Here is a 20,996-nt window from a genome sequence, read left to right on the forward strand (position 1 = left end):
TAGTATAAGATATTTGGAGCTTACGTGTATTTTTTTACTCTAAATTGTTTGACAACCCCAACAATTAGTATAGAACCAAAATAATTGCATCTGCAAATCCGGGTAATTTATAGAACGGTGTTTCTTATCTTATCTTTTATTAAGGTAAATTATTTACAACTTACGTCCTAAATTGTTAGACACCACAATAAATTAGTGAACCAAACAAAGGAAGACACAAAAAAAGCAAGACTCAACCAAGAGTCTTGCTTTTTACATGGTACAACTTATTTTTTTAAATCATTACGTTCCATGATTTGGTCGATTAAGCCGTATTCTTTTGCTTGTTCAGCTGTCATATAGTTATCACGGTCTGTGTCACGAGCAATGACTTCGATTGGTTGACCAGTACGTTCAGAAAGGATACCATTTAATTTTTCACGTGTTTTTAAGATATGTTTTGCAGCAATTTCAATTTCTGTTGCTTGACCTTGTGCACCACCAAGAGGTTGGTGAATCATTACTTCGCAGTTTGGAAGGGCAGAACGTTTGCCTTTTGTACCAGCTGTAAGTAAGAATGAGCCCATAGATGCACACATACCCATACCAACTGTTTGTACGTCTGGTTTGATAAATTGCATTGTATCATAAATAGCCATACCAGCTGTTACGCTACCACCAGGAGAGTTGATGTAAAGGTAAATATCTTTTTCAGGATCTTCAGCTTCTAAGAATAGTAATTGAGAGACAACTGCGTTTGCAACGTTGTCATCAATTGCACTTCCTAGCATAATGATGCGGTCTTTCAATAATCGTGAGTAAATGTCATAAGCACGTTCACCGCGGTTTGTTTGTTCGATAACTGTAGGTATTAAATTCATGTGAATAGCCTCCTCAAATTAATAAGGTAATATCTGTTCCATATGCTGAAATTTCTATCTTTAATTTCAGCTGTAACCTTATCATACACATGATGGTCAATAAAGGTCAAATATTACGATTGTGTTTTTTACTGTATTGAATTATTCTCATTAAATTTGTATAATAGATAAGTCGCAGATACTTTGCCCTCGTAGTTTAACGGATAAAACATAAGATTCCGGTTCTTAGGCTGGGGGTTCGATTCCCTCCGAGGGCGTAATAAGGAACAAATGAAAACAAAACGCAAGCTCATCTTTTTGAAGAGCTTGCACAATGTAAGGGAGATATAAACAGTTATACCCAATTATTCCCTTAAACAATCATCCTCTAATCATTTTTGATTAGAGGATTTTTGTTTTATCTGGTTTTTAAAATATAATTTCAACCTCCTAAATATCCACTTATAATATCGAATATTTTTGTTAAGACTAAGAGATATTATTCTATGTTAAGAGGTAATTATATGAAAACAGCTGGATCAATCAGTACACTACATATGATTTTGTTAATAATGACATTTATCGGTTTGAAAAATCATGTAACAATAATTCCAGCGATTCTAGAAGCTGTTGGAAGAGATGGATGGGCATCTGTTATATTGGGTGCCATCGTATCATTTATATGGTTATTTCTTGTAGTATTTGTTCATAATAAAAGCAAACAAGAGCATATAAGAGACTGGCTAAAACGTAAAATCGGAAAAGTTGGATCTCAAATTGTCATCTACATTTTCTCATTTTATCTCATTGCGCTTGCGGCATTCACAATGAGAGAAACCATACTCTGGATCAATTCAACATTTCTAATTCGTACCCCAATGCTACCATTATTAATCATCTATACAATATTAATCGTCTACCTTGTTGCTAGTAATATCAAGACTATTACGATTGTGAATACATTTGTGCTAATTGGGGTTCTTGTTTTAGGCTTTTTTGTAGCTTTTGTAAATATTCAAGTCAAAGATTATAAACTGTTGAAACCGTTTTTTGAACATGGATTTGAACCAATCGTCTATGGCATGATTTATCCTGCTTCTGGTTTTGTGGAACTCTTATTGATTTTATTTCTTCAACACAAATTAAAAGATCGAATGAGATGGTATCATTTTGCGATAATTCTTTTTATCTTAATGGGTTTGACATTAGGCCCGCTAATTGGTGCCATTACGGAGTTTGGACCGATTGAAGCAGCAAAACAGAGATATCCGGCATATGAGGAATGGGGACTTGCAACGATTGGAAGATTTATTGAACATGTAGATTTCTTTTCAATTTATCAATGGCTTACAGGTGCATTTATCAGAATAGTCGTTTTTTTATATGTCGTCGCAGATCTTTTGAATATATCTGGAGATAGAAAACGTATTTCAACAATAATCATACCTCCATTTCTATTTGTATGTTTGATCCTAACGTTAGTTAAGGATAACTTTTTCCTTGAAGTAAACAAACGTGAGTTTTTAAAATTGACTTTCTTCTTTTTTGTCGCTATGTCAATCTTTTTAGCGATTGTTGCACGTTTCCCAGGAAAATCATCCAAAAAATCTTCTCATGAAAATGACAACAAGAGTGGTGAAATACAATCGAATCAAACGAAAAATCCATAAATTTGGAGAGCTTAAAGGAATTATTTGAAAAATCACAAGACATTAAATTTCAAGAATATACATTTCAAGAACAAAAAATTCAATTTATAACTTGCGAAGCTATGATTGATCAGCAATTGTTGAATGAAGTTATCGTTGCCCGTGTTGGTTTTTTGTGTGGCAATTTGTCAAATGATTCTCTAGAAAAACAAGTTGAAACACGATTATATGTACCAGATTTAAAAAAGGTAAAAGATCAACAAGAAGCAATGCAACTTGTCTTTTTAGGTCACGTGCTTCTTTATTTTGAAAAGGATCAGCTTCTATATGCAAGTAATATTGCCAAAAAGCCAAATCGAACACCGGAAGAAACGCGGACCGAAGTAACGGTAAAAGGACCAAGAGATAATTTTATAGAAGATATTGCTGTAAATATTGCTTTAATAAGAAAACGATTGCCAACAAACTCTTTGTGTGTAGAAAAATTTGAACTAGGAGAACGTTCTAAAACAAAAGTCGCTATTCTTTATTTTGATGATATTGCAGATAAAAATATACTAAAACAAATTAAAGAACAGTTTAAAAAAGTTGAAACAGATGCGATTTTTAGTGGGGAAATATTAATGGAACGAATTAACAAAGCCAATTATGTTTTTCCACGAAATGATTATACAGGTAGACCTGATTATACTGTTCAATCACTTGTTAGGGGACGATTTATTATACTAGTTGATGGTGTTTCTTATGCAGTCGTAACACCTGTGAATCTGTTCTTTTTATTAAAAACAAGTGAGGATAATGAGTATCCTATATATTTCGGTTCTCTTGAACGCATTACACGTATTATAGGTGTTTTAATTGGTGCTCTTTTACCAGCATTTTGGCTAGCTTTAACAACATTTCATCAAGATCAATTACCGTTTCAATTATTAGCTACCGTTATGCAAGCAAATGTTGGTTTGCCATTCCCTACTATACTTGAGATGTTGATCATGGTCCTAATGTTTGAATTGTTTCGTGAAGCTGGGCTAAGACTTCCAACCGTTTTAGGTGGAACTATAGGTGTAGTTGGAGGATTGATAATTGGGGATGCAGCTATTCGGGCTGGGATTACGAGTCCAGCAATGGTTGTAATTATTGCAACTTCAACTATTGCAACATTTACATTAGTAAACCAATCTCTTGTTACTTCCATTAGTATAGTTAGGCTCTTTTTTATATTATTTTCTGGCTTTTTTGGGTTGTTTGGCTTTTTTATAGCATTATATTTTACGCTTGTTTATCTAGCGAATATTCGTGTTTTCGGAGTTCCTTATATGAATATTGTCACTGACATAAATTGGAAGACAATAGGAAAAACAATTTTTAGATTACCTGCAAAAAAATACGATAAACGTCCCGAAATGTTAAATCCTCAAGATGTAACAAGGAGCAAAGAAGAAAAAAATGAATAAGAAATTAATCATACTTCTTACAATGATTACGACACTTCTGTCAGGTTGTTGGGATTCAAAGGAATCAGAAAGAATGCTTTACTTATACGGTCTAGGCGTGGATTTTGAAGATGATCAATATAAAGTGTATGCGCAAATCATCGATTTTACCAATATTGCAAAGTCTGAACAACCAAGTAATCCTGATGCCATTCAATCAGAGGTAGGCTATGCCACTGGTAGAACGATTAGTGAAGCAATTTATAAATTATATAATTCTGTTGATGAACAACTTTTTTGGGGGCATTTTTCATACTTTATATTCTCTCAAGAAGTATTAAAAGAAGGCAGGATCAATCCAATTATCAATACTTATATGCGACTTATTGATACTCGATATCAAACATGGATCTATAGTACAGAGGATTCTGTTAAAGATCTGATGTTAAGTACACCTATTATTAATAAAGCAATATCATTGTCGAAAATGTCTGATCCAATAAATTCTTATAAACAAAGTTCCTTTATAGAACCATTGAACATTCGCAACTTACTTATTGGTATGGATGAGCCAGGGCATGAGGTGAAAATACCACTAGTAAGGCTAGTTAACAATTGGGAAACAGAAAAAGGAAAGGATCCGATAAGTTCTATTGACGGTATTACGGTAATTTCCCCAAAAGAGAATTTAGGGATTATATCTGGAAATAAAGCAAGTGGATTACAATGGATGACCAATAAAACAATTCGCTCCGGCATTAGTATTAAGAGAAATACAGGAGAAGAACAGCTAATTTCAGTTATTCTTCAAAATAATAAGGTAACTGTAAAACCTATAGTAAAGAACGATAAAGTGTTGTTTGATATTCATGTTCGTAATGTGGCAACTGTGAGTGGATTTGAAGGTGATGTAACAGAAAAAGAAATTCGAAGACTAACGGAAAAGAAGATTAAAAAGCAGATAAAGGAAACCTATCAAGCAGGATTAAATATAAATGCAGACGTGTATCGACTATCAGAGCATTTATATCGTCAGGATGTAAAGGCATGGAAGCGAATGCAAAAAGACGGGAAAATAGAGTTAGATGAAAATTCGATTCGGAAGATACATGTAGATTTAGAAAAAGTAAATTCAGGAAGAAAAACGTTTGATGAAACTATAAAAAAATAGAAAAGGCAGTACCTTTCAGGGCTGCTTTTTCTATTTTTTTATACAAATATTATTAAATTCGATAAGACGCCATACATAGTTTGCGATTTCACGAGCTTCGGCTGCATGAGTTGTATTTGAAAAAGCTTGTCGAAAAGGTTTAAGCAGTGCTTGGATAACATATAAATTGCTCTTTTCTTGTAGTAACTCTTTTAAGATTGAGGTAGCATATTGTGTTCCGTCTTCGGGATCGTTATTTGATAGTCCATCTAGGAAACCACGTAACTGTTGAATAATTTGCTCCTTATCTATTTTTTTATGTTCAAAACTACTTTCGATAAAATCAATAGTGTCTGAATTTATAATAACCTCTTTTGTTTCTAACATTCGGGGAATGATAGCATCTATATTTCGAAGTGCCATTTTCACTACTGATTCAGGTTCTATACAACGTTCTTCTGCAATAGATAAAGTATGTAGTGTATGTTGAATCATAGCTAATACTTGTACAGCGCATTCATAACTAATAGTTGAGATTTCTTCACCATATACTTCAATCAATCTAGTTGATAGCCATTTAAGCTCTTGAAGATTATGTTGCCAGACTACTTTTTTTAGTGCTTTATCAGGTGAATGGATAATAGATTCGAAAATTGGCAAAAGATTGTGTTCACGGTTAATATGCATGATTACGGAAATTTGTTTACTGAGGATATGAATATCCTTTGGATCTTGCCCGAAAATCATTTCATGTCTACGAATAGATGCTTCTTCACGACTTTCCTGTAAAATGGCAATTAGGCATTCATTTTTAGAGGTGAAATAATTATAAAATGTACCCTTGGAAATATTGGCTTCATGGATAATATCCATAACTGAAGTTTCATGAAATCCTTTTTCGATAAAAAGTTTGCGAGCAAGGTCTAATACTTTCCTTTTTCGTGTATTCAATATGTTCTCCTTTTCACGATTTTATACTTTTATTCTAAAGTAAAAACGCTTTCATTTCAATGCTTTAAAGGGCTGCTTTGTGTATTCGACTATTGGGAATACTTCATTGTGTCCAACAGTCCCGATGCTTTCTATAAACAGTAAAAGGGAAATTGCATGGCGCAATTTCCCTTTTACGTTTGGGGTGTTAATTGAATTTTGAAGGAGAAATAGAAGTCGCTTCACCAAAACAGTTCGTCATAATTGCCATATCTTGTGGTGATAACTGTGGAACTTGGTAGTAACCTTTTTTGTTTTGGTAAAGAGATATTTCATAAGCCATTTCAATACAGTTAGGAATGGAATCAGCTAAAACACGGCGTACAACTGGATTTGTTGTTTCCAATGCAGTCGCTAATTTAGTAGTAGCCATTTGTTTATGTGCGGCCAGTAAATAACCAGATATGATTTCATCATTAATTTCACTTGCTTGTGTAATTGGTTTTGTAGGTTGACCTGCTTTTAAACCAAAAGTGAATTGGTTATTTTCTTGCATTTTATAGCTACCTGTTGGGTGTGACGGATCACGACCTGTTTTAAAAGACTCCACTAAGATGTTGTATTCATCTAAGGAGAATTTGTACTGGCGGTCTAAAATATCCCTTAGTTCAACATCTTGAATTTGATCACGGAAGATGACACATTGGTTTAATCCGCCTACAATAGTCGAAAGTGTTTCGTGCATATCTAACACTTCATGACCACCATGATTAAATTTTGCTGAATCTGGTTGATACATAGTATCATTACCCATTTGGTTTTGTTGTTGTTGAGACAAAATATGACCTCCTTTTTTTTCGCGCTTGTCACGCACAAATAGTATGTTCCTTGTGATTACTTCAATACATCAAAAAATAAAACTTCTGATAATGAAAAATGACAGGATAGATCAGTTCTTTTTTAGTGGATTTTGTATTATAAAAAGATTTTGTAAAATAATATGGATGATAAAGTTTTATTTGCGTAAATAATTGATTAGTTCTATATAATAGGTAATTGAAAGCGAGGAGAAATTTTACAGTGGAAATAATATATTATGGAAGACCAAACTGCGGGCTTTGTGAAGAGGGAAAACTTATGCTTCAATTAGTACGTGAAGATGTTCCGTTTGGCATCAAAGAAGTGAACATAGAAGATGATGATGAACTACATAAAAAATACATGCTGATGATTCCTGTAGTTGAGAAAGATGGGCAAATTATTCAATATGGTGCATTAGATTACGTAACTTTGTTAGAAGGAATACGTGGAGAGTAGAAAATCTTTTCTACTCTTATTTTTGAAGGAATTCTGTTGCACATCATTACATGAAATTGTATACTAAATTTAGGAAATATATTTTTTTGGAATGAGTGGGACTTATTTTATTTAAGAGGGATGAAATATGTCCCATTGAAGAAAGGAGAGCTAAAGACATGGCTACATTATCAGAAGCACAATTGAAAATAATGCCGGAAATGTCTGAAGTTCTGCATACCCGTTATCGTTTTTTACAAATGATTGAGATGTTAGGCCCGATAGGACGTCGAGGACTTGCGGAACAGCTTTCTGTAGCAGAGCGTGAAGCTCGAAGGGAAACAGATTTGTTACGCGAACAAGGCTTAATCATTGCTAGTCGATCTGGTATGAGGATTTCTGAATTAGGTTTAGAAGTATTAGAAGTTTTAAAACCTCTCTTTTATGAATGGTCTGGAATTTCTACATTAGAAAAACAACTTACGCGAACACTTGGTATTCAAAATGTAATCATTGTAGATGGGAATATTGATGAGGTTCCTTCTATCAAATATTTACTAGGTTTAGAAGCGGCAAAACAATTAGAAATAGTAGCTAATATTAGCAAAAACGTAGCAGTAACTGGAGGAAGTACATTAGCTGCTATAGCGGATAGTCTTACTCCTTCAGAAAATTTAACGAATCTAAATTTTATAGCGGCTAGAGGTGGTATGGGTGTTGATATGCGATTACAAGCTAACACCATTGCTGCAACGTTTGCTAGTAATACGGATAACACATATCGTACGTTGTATTTGCCGGAGCATCTAAGCGAGACAGCCTACCAAGCAATTATTCAAGAACCAGTTGTTAAGGAAATGATGGAGATTTATGATTGCACAGATGTTGTCATTCACGGAATTGGTTCAGCTATAGAAATGGCTGTAAGACGTGAATCGAGTGAGGAGGAAAAGCAATCTTTACTCGAAAAAGGCGCTGTGAGTGAGGCCTTTGGGTATTATTTTGATGAACAGGGGAATGCAGTACAAAGAATTCGTACTGTTGGGATCCAAATAGAACAAGTAAATAGATGTAAAAGTATTATTGCAGTAGCTGGTGGGAAGAATAAGGCAAAAGCCATACTTTCTTATTTCAAGAATGGTGCAAAACAGTCTGTCTTAATAACTGATTCAGCAGCTGCTAAAGAAATGCTTCGCTTATTACAAGAAGAACAATTTTAATATAATGGAGGAATAGATGATGACTTTAAAATTAGCGATTAATGGATTTGGACGTATTGGAAGATTGGTATTTCGTACAGCAGTAAAACGCCAGGATATTGAAATTGTAGCGGTAAATGATTTGACTGACGCTGCAATGCTTGCACATCTTTTAAAATATGATTCAGTTCACGGTACATTTGATGCTGAAGTAACATCTGAAGGTGAATATCTTGTTGTAGATGGAAAAAATGTTCGTGTCTACGCTGAAAAAGATCCTGCGAACCTTCCATGGGGTGAACTAGATGTTGATATCGTTATTGAATCTACAGGACGTTTCACCAACTATGAAGCAGCCCATAAACACGTGGAAGCAGGCGCTAAAAAAGTAATCGTATCTGCTCCAGGCAAAGAAATGCCAACTTATGTAATGGGTGTTAATCATGAAAATTATGATGCAACACATGATGTTATCGTTTCAAACGCTTCTTGTACAACAAACTGTTTAGCGCCAGTAGCAAAAGTATTAGACGAACAGTTCGGTATTAAACGAGGTATGATGACAACTGTCCACTCATACACAAATGATCAAAGAATCTTAGATCTACCACACAAAGATTACCGTCGTGCTCGTGCAGCTGCTCAGTCTATGATTCCAACTACTACTGGAGCTGCAGTTGCAGTAGCAAAAGTATTGCCACAGCTTAAAGGAAAATTGGATGGCATGGCAATCCGTGTCCCAACACCAAATGTATCTTTAGTAGACTTAGTTGTAGAATTAGAAAAAGAAGTAAATGCTGAAACAGTAAACAAAGCATTAAGAGAAGCTTCAGAACATGAACTAAAAGGCATTTTAGCTTATTCTGAACTTCCACTAGTTTCGATTGATTATAACGGTAATGTGTCTTCTTCAACTGTTGATAGTTTATCAACAATGGTTCTTGAAGGAAATCTTGTAAAAGTATTAGCTTGGTATGACAACGAATCAGGTTATTCTACTCGCGTAGTAGATTTAGCAGAATACATGGCTGAACAAGGATTGTAATTGAAAAAATATAGCCATATAGTTTTTATACGTATATAATGTATTAGGGAAAAAGGAGAAGCGGTTTGATACTTCTCCTTTTTTTATGAAATAACCTTGCTTTTACGATAGAATATAACAGAGTTTATGAAATAAGTAAGCGCTTTATTGTAGCTTGTGTAGAACAATGTCGAAAAATTAAAATATTTGAAGAAGCTATATCGATTCATCATAATATAATTGATGTAAAACACTTATTTTCATTATTATTAAAAGGTTATGAACAATTGGGGAGGCACAATTATGTATAAAAAAAAGACGATGAAAGATATTGAAGTAACAGGAAAACGCGTATTTGTACGTGTGGATTTTAATGTTCCCATGGAAGAAGGGAAAATCACTGATGATACTCGCATTAGAGCAGCGCTTCCTACGATCACTTATTTAGTTGAAAAAGGGGCAAAGGTGATTTTAGCTAGTCATTTAGGACGTCCAAAAGGTGAAGTGAAAGAAGAACTTCGATTAACAGCAGTAGGAGAACGTCTTTCAGAGCTTATGGGTAAAGTTGTTACAAAATTAGATGAATCCATCGGTGAATCGGTAGAAAAAGTAGTAGGAAACATGAATGATGGTGATATCGTTCTATTAGAGAATGTTCGCTTCCATAAAGGTGAAGAAAAAAATGATCCTGCACTTGCTGAAAGTTTCGCAAAATTAGCAGATATATATATCAATGACGCATTTGGTGCTGCTCACCGTGCACATGCAACAACATCAGGGATTGCAAACTATTTGCCAGCGGTTTCTGGACTTTTAATGGAAAAAGAAATCGATGTTCTAGGTAAAGCATTGTCAAATCCAGAACGCCCATTCACTGCTATCATCGGTGGTGCAAAGGTTAAAGATAAAATTGGAGTTATTGAAAATCTTCTAGAAAAAGTAGATCACCTTATTATCGGTGGTGGTTTGTCTTATACTTTCTCACGAGCACAAGGTTATGACATTGGTAAGTCTTTATTAGAAGAAGATAAGATTGATCTTGCAAAATCATTTATCGAAAAAGCAGCTGATAACGGTGTTGATATACATATGCCAGTAGATGCTGTTGTTGCAAATGAATTTTCAAAAGATGCCGAAACAAAAATAGTTGATATTGATCAAATTCCAAGTGACTGGATGGGACTTGATATCGGCCCTAAAACAGCAGCAGAATATGCAGAAGTTATTAAAAATTCAAAACTTATCATGTGGAATGGCCCAATGGGTGTATTTGAAATGGATGCTTTTGCAAACGGTACAAAAGCAGTTGCACAAGCAATGGCAGAAACAAATGGATATACAATTATTGGTGGCGGTGATTCTGCTGCAGCAGTTGAAAAATTTAAAGTTGCAGATAAGATGGATCACATTTCTACAGGTGGAGGAGCTTCACTAGAATTTATGGAAGGTAAAGCATTGCCTGGAGTAATCGCGTTAAATGACAAATAATTTATAATATGGAGGTTTTCTATATGCGCAAACCAATTATCGCAGGAAATTGGAAAATGTATAAAACATTATCAGAAGCGATAGACTTCGTTAAAATGGTGAAATCTTCAATACCATCCACAGATCAAGTAGACTCTGTTATTTGTGCACCATCATTATTTTTACCTACTCTTGTTAAAGAAGCTGATGGTTCAACTTTAGCAATTGGTGCGCAAACAATGCACTATGAAGAGGAAGGGGCTTTTACAGGAGAAATAAGCCCTTCACAATTAGAAGATATTAAAGTTCAATATGTAATCTTAGGTCACTCAGAACGTCGCCAATATGACAACGAAACAGATGAAGGTGTCAATAAAAAGGCACATGCAGCATTTAGCCATCACCTAACTCCAATTATTTGTGTTGGTGAAACATTAGAAGAAAGAGAAGCAAGTAATACAGTAGTGAAGGTTTCTTCTCAAGTAGGTGCTGCATTAAAAGGATTATCCGTTGAACAAATTGCGAAAACAGTTATTGCGTATGAACCAATCTGGGCAATTGGCACAGGTAAAACTGCAACTGCTCATGATGCAAACGAAGTATGTAAAGCAATACGAAATACAGTAAAAGAAATTGCTGGTGATGTTGCTGCAGAATCTATCAGAATCCAATATGGTGGTAGTGTGAAACCGGAAAACGTAGTAGAATTATTATCGATGGAGCATATTGATGGTGCTCTAGTTGGTGGTGCAAGTTTAAAACCGGATTCATACTTAAAATTATTGGAGGCTGGGGCAAATGCCTAATAAACCAGTAGCATTAATTATTTTAGATGGTCTAGGCTTACGCGATGAGATTTTTGGTAATGCAGTAGCGCAAGCTAAAAAACCAAATTTGGACCGTTATTGGAATACTTATCCACATAACACACTAACAGCATCAGGTGAAGCTGTTGGTCTTCCTGATGGCCAAATGGGAAACTCAGAAGTTGGACATTTAAATATCGGCGCAGGTCGTATTGTCTATCAAAGCTTAACTAGAATCCACAAAGCGATTAAAGACGGTGACTTTTTTACAAATAACGCTTTGTTGGATGCAGTCAATCATGTTAAGCAAAACAACTCAAAACTCCACATTATGGGACTATTATCTGATGGTGGTGTGCATAGTCATTATGATCATTTATTTGCCTTATTGAAATTGGCAAAAGATCAAGGGCTTGAAGAAGTATTTGTACATGGATTTTTAGATGGTCGAGATGTCGGTCCTAAAACGGCTGTAGGTTATATCGAAGAAACAGAACGCCAAATGGCTAAAATCGGTGTTGGTCAATTCGCATCTATTAGTGGTCGATACTATGCAATGGACCGAGACAATCGTTGGGATCGTGAAGAGAAAGTCTACAAAGTATTAGTAGACGGTCAAGGAATTGAAGCATCTTCTGCTAAAGAAGGTGTCAAAGCATCTTATGCAAATGACATAACAGATGAATTTGTTGTTCCATTTGTGATTAAAAAAGATGATAAACCTGTTGCTACCATTCAATCAAATGATGCAGTGATTTTCTTTAACTTCCGACCAGACCGTGCGATTGAATTATCCACAGCTTTTACAAATCCAGCATTTGATGGGTTTACACGAAGCGAAAATCACCCACAAAATTTGAAATTTATTTGTTTCAAAAAGTACAGTGATAAGGTTATTGGTGAAATTGCATTCCATGATGAAGATTTGAAAAATACCATTGGTGAAGTTTTATCGGATAACAAACTTCGTCAGCTACGAATTGCAGAAACTGAAAAGTACCCTCATGTTACATTCTTTATGAGTGGAGGTCGTGAACAAACTTTCCCTGGAGAAGAACGTATTTTGATCAATTCACCTAAAGTGGCGACTTACGATTTAAAACCAGAAATGAGTGCATACGAAGTAACAGATGCACTTGTCGAAGCAATTGAAGCGGACCGATTTGATGGTATTATCTTAAACTTTGCAAATCCTGATATGGTTGGACATAGTGGTATGTTAGAACCAACTATTAAAGCAATCGAAGCTGTAGATGAATGTTTGGGTAGAGTAGTAGAAGCTCTTCTTGCAAAAGGAGGAGCAGCGATTATTACTGCCGATCACGGGAACTCTGATGAAGTAGTAACCCTTGAAGGTCAACCGATGACAGCCCATACAACTAATCCTGTGCCAGTAATTATCACAAAAGAAAATATTGTGGTAAGAAATGGCGGAATTTTAGCCGATTTGGCTCCTACCATGTTAAAATTACTAGGAGTGGAACAACCACTTGAAATGACAGGTAAACCATTATTTTAAACTGAGGAGAGTTAAACAATGCCAATTATTACAGACGTACAAGCTCGTGAAGTATTAGATTCACGCGGTAACCCAACAGTAGAAGTAGAAGTATTTACAGAATCAGGCGCATTTGGACGTGCAATCGTTCCTTCTGGTGCATCTACTGGGGAATATGAAGCAGTAGAATTGCGCGATGGTGACAAAGGTCGCTACCTTGGTAAAGGTGTTTTAAAAGCAGTTGATAATGTAAACAACGTCATTGCTCCAGAACTAATTGGAAATTATTCAGTTCTTGATCAAGTTTCAATTGATCGCATGATGATTGAATTAGATGGTACTGAAAACAAAGGTAAATTAGGCGCAAATGCTATTTTAGGTGTTTCTTTAGCTGTCGCTCATGCAGGTGCTGATTACCTAGACCTACCTCTATATCAATACATTGGTGGAGTCAATTCAAAACAACTTCCAGTTCCAATGATGAACATCTTAAACGGCGGAGAACACGCTGATAATAACGTAGATATTCAAGAATTTATGGTAATGCCTGTAGGCGCAGAATCATTCCGTCACGCTTTACGTATGGGTGCTGAAATCTTCCACTCTTTAAAAGCAGTTCTAAAAGAATCTGGTCACAACACAGCTGTAGGTGATGAAGGTGGTTTTGCACCAAACTTAACTTCAAACGAAGAAGCATTATCTACAATTGTAACTGCAATTGAACGTGCAGGTTACAAACCAGGTGAAGAAGTAATGTTAGCAATGGATGTAGCATCTTCTGAACTTTATTCTGATGAAGATGGAAAATACCACCTAGATGGTGAAGGTGTTGCAAAAACTTCTGAAGAAATGGTTGCTTGGTATGAAGAATTGACTGTTAAATACCCAATCATCTCTATTGAAGATGGTCTTGACGAAAATGACTGGGCTGGTCACAAAATGCTTACTGAACGTATCGGTAAACGTGTACAACTAGTAGGTGATGATTTATTCGTTACAAATACGAAAAAATTATCTCGCGGTATTGAAGAAGGCGTAGGTAACGCAATCTTAGTTAAAGTTAACCAAATCGGTACATTAACAGAAACTTTAGATGCTATTGAAATGGCAAAACGCGCTGGCTACACAGCAATCATCTCTCACCGTTCTGGTGAATCAGAGGATACAACAATTGCTGATATCGCGGTTGCTACTAACGCTGGCCAAATCAAAACTGGTGCCCCATCTCGTACAGACCGTGTTGCAAAATACAACCAATTACTTCGTATCGAAGATCAATTATCTGCAACAGCTCAATTTAATGGCATTAAATCTTTCTATAATATTAATCGCTAATTTAAGTATGAATTTTTAATATATTTTAAAAAGCCGCTATCTTCAATATTACAAGATAGCGGCTTTTCTTTTATAAAAATATGATTATTTAACAATACCTATCATAAAACCATCATAGCCTTTAGCACCGACAGTTTGAATCGCTGTGGATTCTATGGCAGGATTATTAACTAGTAAATCCATAAATTTTTGTATTCCTTTTACACGCTCATCATCACTTGTTTCATCAAAAACTTTGCCGTTTCTTACGACATTATCAGCAATAATGATTGCACCTGGATTAGCTAATGTTAATGCCCATTTTAAATAGTGGGGATAATTTTCTTTATCTGCATCGATGAAAATGAGGTCAAACAATAAGTTCCTCCCTTTGAGATCGGGTAATGTATCCAAAGCCTTCCCAACAATAACTTCTACTTTATTTTCATAGCCAGCTTCACGGATGTTTTGCTCGGCAATTTTTGCATACTGTGGATTGAATTCTAGTGTATAGACTTTTCCTGTTTCAGAAAGAGCACGAGCCATCCAAATACTACTATATCCACCGAGTGTACCAATTTCTAAAATATTCTCTGCCCCTTTTGTTTTAGCTAAAAGGTATAAGAGTTTTCCATGTGTTGCGGAGACATTGATATCAGGAATACCTGCTTGCTTATTTGTCTTTTGTACTTGATCAAGTGAAGCATCAAAAGGAATTAATCTATCTGTAATATAATCATCTACTAATGTCCAAATCATAAAATCAAATATTAAAAATCCTCCTTATCATTTCATTTTTTTCAGTTCTAGTTTATGTAAAGGAGGATAAAATGTTCTCTATGGAAAAAAGATGATTTTTTTAAACAAGTTAAGCAGTTAACTAGGAAGGAAAATACATTCACCATCACAGGTGTTCGCATCCTATCGTGAACTACATACGATGATGGATAAATGCTTTCAGAGGCCAGTTTAAATATTTTTTATCGTCAAAATATAGTAACAATGATAAAATAATAGAAAAGTGTGTATTGTATTGGTTTGTTTACTGCTAAAAGTAGAACTTCGTTGTCATTACGTACAGTTTTTGGTAAGATAAGACTGTTGTGATGTTTCGAATCAGGAGGTGGAACATATGCATACAGCAATTATGACTTTACTTCTTATCGTGTCAGTTGCCTTGATTATCGTAGTATTGTTGCAATCTAGTAAGAGTGCTGGTCTTTCAGGAGCCATCTCTGGTGGAGCTGAACAACTTTTTGGGAAAACAAAAGCCCGCGGGGTAGACTTAGTATTACACCGTATTACTGTTGTATTATCAATCTTATTCTTCGTGTTAGCAATCGCTATCGCAAGAATCTAATGCACACTAAAAAACCGCCTGGCCACTCATGGTTAGGCGTTTTCTATAGGATATTAAAAGCAGAGCTGGCTCGAACTGCCCCGACATGCATTGGAGGGCCCGAATCGAAAGTGTCTTTTCAACTTTCGACCGAGGGACCGAAATGACACGAGGGGCAAGCCGGAGGAGCTAGATAGATTAAAAGCGGAGCGTTTAATTATAGATATCAAAGTAGTAGGAGGCCACCTCATCATGAAACCTACATTACCACAACCATTTTTCTTTGAAGCTGGACCAAGAGCGGTATTACTTTTACATGGATTTACTGGAAATTCAGCGGATGTACGTATGCTTGGGCGTTTTCTAGAGAAAAAAGGTTATACATCACTGGCTCCACATTATAAAGGTCATGGTGTTCCGCCAGAAGAACTTATACATACCAACCCACAACAATGGTGGCAAAGTGTACTTGATGGTTATCAAACATTACAAAATGCTGGATATAAAGAAATTGCCGTAGCAGGATTATCTCTTGGTGGCGTATACTCACTAAAATTAGGTTATTCTTATCCAGTTAAGGCTATCATAACAATGTGTGCACCGATGACAATGCGTTCAACGGATAAAATGTTTGAGGGCGTCGTCCAATATGCAGAAAGATTCAATCAGAACTTTGCTAAAAGTAAAGAAGAGTCTGAGGCAAGTTTGGACTACATCAAAAAAACTGGTATGCCATCATTAAAAGAACTAAGTGAATTAATATATGAAGTAAGAGAACATGTTGATGAAATCTATGCGCCCCTTTTTGTTGTTCAAGGACGAAAAGATAATGTCATCGACATAAAATCTGCAGAGTATATTTATGAACAAGTAGAATCTAATGATAAACAGATAAAATGGTATGAAGAATCTGGGCATGTTATTACATTAGATCAAGAAAGAAAACAATTGCATGAAGATATATATACTTTTTTAGAGTCACTCGATTGGCATGAGTAAAAAAGTAATGATTGCAAATGCTAGTAGAAGGAGGGAAGAACGATGAATTTCGAAGAACCAACATTAGAAACAAGATTATTGGAATTTATGAGAGAAGAAGCCTATAAACCATTAACGGTAGCAGAATTTGAAGATCAGTTCGGCTTTCGAGATGCTGAAGAATTCAAAGAACTCGTAAAGACTCTTGTAAAACTTGAGCAACAAGGTGAGGTTGTACGAACACGTACAAATCGTTATGGTTTACCAGAACGTATGAATTATATACAAGGTCGTTTTATAGGACATGCTAAAGGATTTGGATTTGTTGCACCTGAAGAAGAAGGTATGGATGATGTATTTATTCCACCTACAGAGGTTAATGGTGCTGTAAATGGAGATAAAGTTCTTATCCATGTTTCAAAGACAACTTCTGGAGATAGACGCGAAGGCTCTATCATTAAAATTATTGAACGTGGAATCACAAAAGTAGTAGGAACTTTCCAAGCTAACCGAGGATTTGGATTTGTTGTACCCGATGATAAAAAATTACCGATGGATCTTTTTATTCCAAAAGAAAATACATTAGGTGCTATGGATGGTCATAAAGTAGTTGCAGAAATTATTGAATGGCCAGGTGAACACCGTTCTGCGACAGGGATTATAACGAAAATATTAGGACACAAGAATGATCCTGGAGTAGATATTCTTTCGATTATCCACAAACACGATATTACCGTAGATTTCCCACAAGAAGTTATAGATGCTGCAAGTGCAGTACCTGATGAAATTTCCGAAAAAGATCGCGAAGGTCGCCGAGATTTACGTGACCAAATGATTGTAACAATTGACGGCGAAACAGCAAAAGACTTGGATGATGCCGTTACAGTGACAAAAAATGAAGATGGCACATATAAATTGGGCGTCCATATTGCTGATGTAAGTTATTATGTGACAGATGGTTCTACTTTAGACCGTGAAGCATATGATCGTGCAACAAGTGTGTATTTAACAGACCGCGTAATCCCAATGATTCCGCACCGTCTATCCAATGGGATTTGTTCTTTAAATCCTCAAGTGGATCGTTTAACACTTTCTTGTGAAATGACTATCAATGGAAGCGGACAAGTAATTGACCATGAAATTTTCCAAAGTGTGATTCGTACAACTGAGCGTATGACTTATACAGATGTTTATAAGATCTTAGAAGAAGACGATGAAGCGTTAAAAGAACGTTATGCACAACTTGTGCCAATGTTTAAAAATATGAAAGAATTGGCTGGGGTTTTAAACAGTCGTCGTATGAAACGAGGAGCAGTCGACTTTGACTTTAAAGAATCATATGTAATCGTCGATGAAAATGGATGGCCAATCGATATTGCATTGCGTGACAGAACTGTTGCAGAACGTATTATCGAAGAATTTATGTTAGTTGCAAATGAAACAGTTGCAGAACATGTTAATCGTTTGGATTTACCGTTTATCTATCGTATTCACGAAGATCCAAAACCAGAAAAGCTACAAAGATTCTTCGAGTTTATCACGAATTTTGGATTAGTCATTCGCGGTACAGGAAATACCGTTGAACCTAGAGCATTACAAGAAATTTTAGATTCTGTAAAAGATGAACCTGAATATCCTGTAATTTCAACTATGATGTTACGCTCTATGCAACAGGCAAAATATAGTCCAGAATGTTTAGGACACTTTGGTTTATCAACAGATTATTATACACACTTCACTTCTCCAATTAGACGTTACCCAGACTTAATCGTCCATCGATTGATCCGTACGTATTTGATCAATGGTGATAAGAGTAAAGAAACAGTAAGCTATTGGGGCGCTCATATGGATGAAATTGCTGAGCACACTTCTAATCGTGAACGCCGTGCAGTAGATGCGGAACGTGACACGGAATCATTGAAGAAAGCTCAATATATGGCTGATAAAATCGGTGAAAAATTCACAGGTATTGTTAGCTCCATTACGAATTTTGGTATGTTTATCGAATTAGAAAACACAATTGAAGGCCTTGTGCATATTAGTAATATGACAGACGATTACTATAACTTCGATGATCGTCAAATGGTGATGATTGGGGAAAGAACAGGACGTATTTTCCACATCGGTGACGAGGTAGAGATTAGTGTACTTGAAGTGAATGTGGAAGAATCCGCAATCGACTTTGAAATTGTAGGAATGCCGAAAGCTCAAAGACGTACCCGCCGTCAAGCACCAGTTGTTATTCGCGCAAAATCAAGAGATGGTGAACATGGTAGAGAAAAAGGTGGAAACGACAAGAAACGAAAACGTACACCAAGTGGTCCAAGAGTAAACGGTAAAACTCGTAAACAAGAACGTAAAGTTGCTGGCAAAAACGGCAGTGGAAAAAACAAAAAGAAAGCATTCTACGAAGGCATTGCAAAGAAACAGCAAAAACGTCGTAGAAAGAGAAAATAAGAGAAGAGCTTCTCGCTCTTCTCAACCCGATATTGAAGAGGTGACGCCAGATGCCAAAAGGAACAGGTAAAGTTTTAGCACAAAACAAAAAAGCTGGTTTTGATTATTACATCGAAGAAACAATCGAAGCTGGAATCGTACTAAGTGGTACAGAAATCAAATCCATCCGAAAAGGAAAAGTCCAATTAAAAGACTCGTTCATCTTAATCCGAAATGGAGAAGCTTGGATTTCCAATATGCACATTAGTACTTACGAACAAGGAAATATTTTCAACCATGATCCAGTACGCGTCCGTAAATTATTGCTACATAAAAAGCAAATCCAACAATTGAATATAGATGTCAAACGCGATGGCTACACAATTGTACCGCTTAAAATGTACATAAAAGATGGCTACGCTAAACTATTAATCGGCCTTGGTAAAGGTAAGAAAAATTACGATAAACGTGCAGACATGAAGAAAAAAGAAGCAAAACGCGATATGGCACGTGCCGTAAAAGCAAAAAATCAATACTAAGATATACCACTTGAAGTATGACCTAATTTGTCATATACTCTATGTATAGCAAATAAGCCAGTTCACAGTATGAGTAATCATACTGATCCGAAACGCTGATAACATCAGCACCTTAATGGATGATATATACATGCCTTTTCGTAGTTTAGTTGATTGATTGAAGGAACACCGGAATGCACTTAGGTACATGAAGATGTGACTGAAAGAAATTGACGAAGAAATACGCCGTGTATAAAAATCCGGTTACGTAGAGAAGGGTACATTAAGTATAACTACTCTCCGTAGGATTTTTAGATGCAAGTAATACGAGGAAGAGAGTGAGTGAGCACCAGAGCGTACTTGAGTACGTGAGGATGTGAACGAGCGAAACTGACGAAGTAGTACGCAGTATATAAAAATCCGAATGCGTAGAGAATGTTACACCAAATAATACTACTCTCCGCAGAATTTTTAGACACAAGTAGTTCGAGGAAACGAATGAAGGAACACCGGAGTGCACTTAGGTGCATGAGGATGTGACTGAAAGAAGTTGACGAAGAAATACGCCGTGTATAAAAATTCGATATTAAGGGGACGTTACGGATTCGACAGGGATGGTCTGAGCTTGAGTTGCGCGTCGGAGGTCTCGGCTTCGTCAACAACGGAAGTTATATAATAACTGGCAAAACAAACAATAACTTAGCTTTCGCAGCGTAAGCTCGAAACTGCCTAACTGCTCTATCGCCCATGTAGCGTAGCTAGGCTCAACTTTAGTGGGATACGGTTGCTAGTGCCACTTGAGCTAGTAGCAAGAGATTTCCAAGTTAGCACACAGGACGCCTGTTTGTCGGCATAATGCTGTGCGAATCCTAAATAGACAAACTACACGCGTAGTAACTGAAGTATCAGAGTTTCTGGACGCGGGTTCGATTCCCGCCGTCTCCATATTACGAAATAATAGAGTTTCAATGAGTGTCAAAATCCTTGATAGATAAGGGTTTTGGCACTTTTTTCGTTTCAGTGGTTTTTATCTGATTTCATTCTAATGGCTCTTTGTAAATAGTTGGGGTGGGGACACAATTCTCCACCCTTATCCTATTGTGTTACCTATATCTTTATA

General features: G+C 36.0%; 18 protein-coding genes, 1 tRNA gene and 1 other RNA gene. 16 read left to right on the forward strand and 4 right to left on the reverse strand.

Annotated elements, in window-relative coordinates; translation table 11 throughout:
• Positions 1–266: 266 nt before the first annotated feature.
• Entirely contained in the window at positions 267–860 is a 594-nt protein-coding gene (gene clpP, locus Q0977_RS16260; protein ID WP_299515843.1) for an ATP-dependent Clp endopeptidase proteolytic subunit ClpP, read from the reverse strand.
• A 185-nt stretch (positions 861–1,045) separates the two neighbouring features.
• Here clpP and Q0977_RS16265 point away from each other — a divergent pair.
• The 4 genes from Q0977_RS16265 to Q0977_RS16280 all read left to right on the forward strand — a co-directional run bounded on the left by Q0977_RS16265 (position 1,046) and on the right by Q0977_RS16280 (position 5,092).
• Positions 1,046–1,117 (forward strand) — tRNA-Arg (locus Q0977_RS16265).
• A gap of 246 nt (positions 1,118–1,363) precedes the next feature.
• On the forward strand, positions 1,364–2,509 hold the full coding sequence (locus tag Q0977_RS16270) for an endospore germination permease (protein WP_299515845.1): 1,146 nt from the start codon (positions 1,364–1,366) through the stop codon (positions 2,507–2,509).
• A complete protein-coding gene (locus tag Q0977_RS16275) occupies positions 2,485–3,942 on the forward strand; it encodes a spore germination protein (protein ID WP_367269488.1) in 1,458 nt (485 codons plus the stop codon). The genes Q0977_RS16270 and Q0977_RS16275 overlap by 25 nt, the downstream gene beginning before the upstream one ends.
• Positions 3,935–5,092, forward strand: a complete 1,158-nt coding sequence (locus tag Q0977_RS16280) for a Ger(x)C family spore germination protein (protein ID WP_299515849.1) — start codon at positions 3,935–3,937, stop codon at positions 5,090–5,092. Before Q0977_RS16275 ends, Q0977_RS16280 begins: the two co-directional genes overlap by 8 nt.
• A gap of 30 nt (positions 5,093–5,122) precedes the next feature.
• Here the strand turns inward: Q0977_RS16280 and Q0977_RS16285 are convergent, their stop codons facing one another.
• Positions 5,123–6,022, reverse strand: a complete 900-nt coding sequence (locus tag Q0977_RS16285) for a TetR/AcrR family transcriptional regulator (protein WP_299515851.1) — start codon at positions 6,020–6,022, stop codon at positions 5,123–5,125.
• A gap of 187 nt (positions 6,023–6,209) precedes the next feature.
• Positions 6,210–6,815 carry a spore coat protein gene (locus tag Q0977_RS16290; protein ID WP_299515872.1) on the reverse strand — a complete coding sequence of 202 codons (606 nt, stop codon included), beginning with the start codon at positions 6,813–6,815 and terminating at the stop codon, positions 6,210–6,212.
• A 266-nt stretch (positions 6,816–7,081) separates the two neighbouring features.
• On the opposite strand from Q0977_RS16290, the gene Q0977_RS16295 reads away from it, so the two are divergent.
• The 7 genes from Q0977_RS16295 (at position 7,082) to eno (ending at position 14,626) form a co-directional block, all read left to right on the forward strand.
• On the forward strand, positions 7,082–7,318 hold the full coding sequence (locus tag Q0977_RS16295) for a glutaredoxin family protein (protein WP_299515853.1): 237 nt from the start codon (positions 7,082–7,084) through the stop codon (positions 7,316–7,318).
• Between the two features lie 158 nt (positions 7,319–7,476).
• Entirely contained in the window at positions 7,477–8,517 is a 1,041-nt protein-coding gene (locus Q0977_RS16300) for a sugar-binding transcriptional regulator (protein ID WP_299515855.1), read from the forward strand.
• Between the two features lie 19 nt (positions 8,518–8,536).
• Positions 8,537–9,541 (forward strand): type I glyceraldehyde-3-phosphate dehydrogenase, encoded by a 1,005-nt coding sequence (gene gap, locus Q0977_RS16305; protein ID WP_299515857.1) that lies wholly within the window; start codon positions 8,537–8,539, stop codon positions 9,539–9,541.
• A 282-nt stretch (positions 9,542–9,823) separates the two neighbouring features.
• The gene (pgk, locus tag Q0977_RS16310) at positions 9,824–11,008 is read left to right on the forward strand and encodes a phosphoglycerate kinase (RefSeq protein WP_119414624.1); all 1,185 of its coding nucleotides are present in this window, start codon (positions 9,824–9,826) and stop codon (positions 11,006–11,008) included.
• Positions 11,009–11,031: 23 nt separating this feature from the next.
• Positions 11,032–11,793, forward strand: coding sequence for a triose-phosphate isomerase (gene tpiA, locus Q0977_RS16315; RefSeq protein WP_119414625.1), 762 nt, complete (start codon positions 11,032–11,034; stop codon positions 11,791–11,793).
• On the forward strand, positions 11,786–13,312 hold the full coding sequence (gene gpmI / locus Q0977_RS16320; protein WP_299515860.1) for a 2,3-bisphosphoglycerate-independent phosphoglycerate mutase: 1,527 nt from the start codon (positions 11,786–11,788) through the stop codon (positions 13,310–13,312). The genes tpiA and gpmI overlap by 8 nt, the downstream gene beginning before the upstream one ends.
• Before the next feature lie 18 nt (positions 13,313–13,330).
• Positions 13,331–14,626: a phosphopyruvate hydratase gene (eno, locus tag Q0977_RS16325; RefSeq protein ID WP_119414627.1), complete on the forward strand. Its 1,296-nt coding sequence runs from the start codon at positions 13,331–13,333 to the stop codon at positions 14,624–14,626.
• Positions 14,627–14,710: 84 nt separating this feature from the next.
• Here the strand turns inward: eno and Q0977_RS16330 are convergent, their stop codons facing one another.
• The gene (locus tag Q0977_RS16330) at positions 14,711–15,364 is read right to left on the reverse strand and encodes an O-methyltransferase (protein WP_299515863.1); all 654 of its coding nucleotides are present in this window, start codon (positions 15,362–15,364) and stop codon (positions 14,711–14,713) included.
• A gap of 373 nt (positions 15,365–15,737) precedes the next feature.
• On the opposite strand from Q0977_RS16330, the gene secG reads away from it, so the two are divergent.
• The 5 genes from secG to ssrA all read left to right on the forward strand — a co-directional run bounded on the left by secG (position 15,738) and on the right by ssrA (position 20,824).
• A complete protein-coding gene (gene secG / locus Q0977_RS16335; protein ID WP_119414629.1) occupies positions 15,738–15,965 on the forward strand; it encodes a preprotein translocase subunit SecG in 228 nt (75 codons plus the stop codon).
• Positions 15,966–16,196: 231 nt separating this feature from the next.
• Positions 16,197–16,943 carry a carboxylesterase gene (locus tag Q0977_RS16340; protein ID WP_299515865.1) on the forward strand — a complete coding sequence of 249 codons (747 nt, stop codon included), beginning with the start codon at positions 16,197–16,199 and terminating at the stop codon, positions 16,941–16,943.
• 42 nt (positions 16,944–16,985) lie between these two features.
• Positions 16,986–19,379 carry a ribonuclease R gene (gene rnr / locus Q0977_RS16345; protein WP_299515867.1) on the forward strand — a complete coding sequence of 798 codons (2,394 nt, stop codon included), beginning with the start codon at positions 16,986–16,988 and terminating at the stop codon, positions 19,377–19,379.
• 50 nt (positions 19,380–19,429) lie between these two features.
• Positions 19,430–19,897: an SsrA-binding protein SmpB gene (smpB, locus tag Q0977_RS16350; protein WP_124218687.1), complete on the forward strand. Its 468-nt coding sequence runs from the start codon at positions 19,430–19,432 to the stop codon at positions 19,895–19,897.
• A gap of 569 nt (positions 19,898–20,466) precedes the next feature.
• Positions 20,467–20,824, forward strand: a transfer-messenger RNA (tmRNA) gene (gene ssrA, locus Q0977_RS16355).
• Positions 20,825–20,996 lie beyond the last annotated feature (172 nt).

This window comes from uncultured Rummeliibacillus sp., from assembly GCF_934216135.1.
Classification (GTDB): Bacteria; Bacillota; Bacilli; order Bacillales_A; family Planococcaceae; genus Rummeliibacillus.

Bases quoted from the DNA above. Each gene is read 5' to 3' on its own strand.
- smpB (WP_124218687.1), top strand. From the start codon at position 19,430: ATGCCAAAAGGAACAGGTAAAGTTTTAGCACAAAACAAAAAAGCTGGT.
- clpP (WP_299515843.1), bottom strand. From the start codon at position 860: ATGAATTTAATACCTACAGTTATCGAACAAACAAACCGCGGTGAACGT.
- Q0977_RS16330 (WP_299515863.1), bottom strand. From the start codon at position 15,364: ATGATTTGGACATTAGTAGATGATTATATTACAGATAGATTAATTCCT.
- eno (WP_119414627.1), top strand. From the start codon at position 13,331: ATGCCAATTATTACAGACGTACAAGCTCGTGAAGTATTAGATTCACGC.
- Q0977_RS16340 (WP_299515865.1), top strand. From the start codon at position 16,197: ATGAAACCTACATTACCACAACCATTTTTCTTTGAAGCTGGACCAAGA.
- gap (WP_299515857.1), top strand. From the start codon at position 8,537: ATGACTTTAAAATTAGCGATTAATGGATTTGGACGTATTGGAAGATTG.
- Q0977_RS16270 (WP_299515845.1), top strand. From the start codon at position 1,364: ATGAAAACAGCTGGATCAATCAGTACACTACATATGATTTTGTTAATA.
- secG (WP_119414629.1), top strand. From the start codon at position 15,738: ATGCATACAGCAATTATGACTTTACTTCTTATCGTGTCAGTTGCCTTG.
- Q0977_RS16280 (WP_299515849.1), top strand. From the start codon at position 3,935: ATGAATAAGAAATTAATCATACTTCTTACAATGATTACGACACTTCTG.
- gpmI (WP_299515860.1), top strand. From the start codon at position 11,786: ATGCCTAATAAACCAGTAGCATTAATTATTTTAGATGGTCTAGGCTTA.
- rnr (WP_299515867.1), top strand. From the start codon at position 16,986: ATGAATTTCGAAGAACCAACATTAGAAACAAGATTATTGGAATTTATG.
- Q0977_RS16300 (WP_299515855.1), top strand. From the start codon at position 7,477: ATGGCTACATTATCAGAAGCACAATTGAAAATAATGCCGGAAATGTCT.
- pgk (WP_119414624.1), top strand. From the start codon at position 9,824: ATGTATAAAAAAAAGACGATGAAAGATATTGAAGTAACAGGAAAACGC.
- tpiA (WP_119414625.1), top strand. From the start codon at position 11,032: ATGCGCAAACCAATTATCGCAGGAAATTGGAAAATGTATAAAACATTA.
- Q0977_RS16290 (WP_299515872.1), bottom strand. From the start codon at position 6,815: ATGGGTAATGATACTATGTATCAACCAGATTCAGCAAAATTTAATCAT.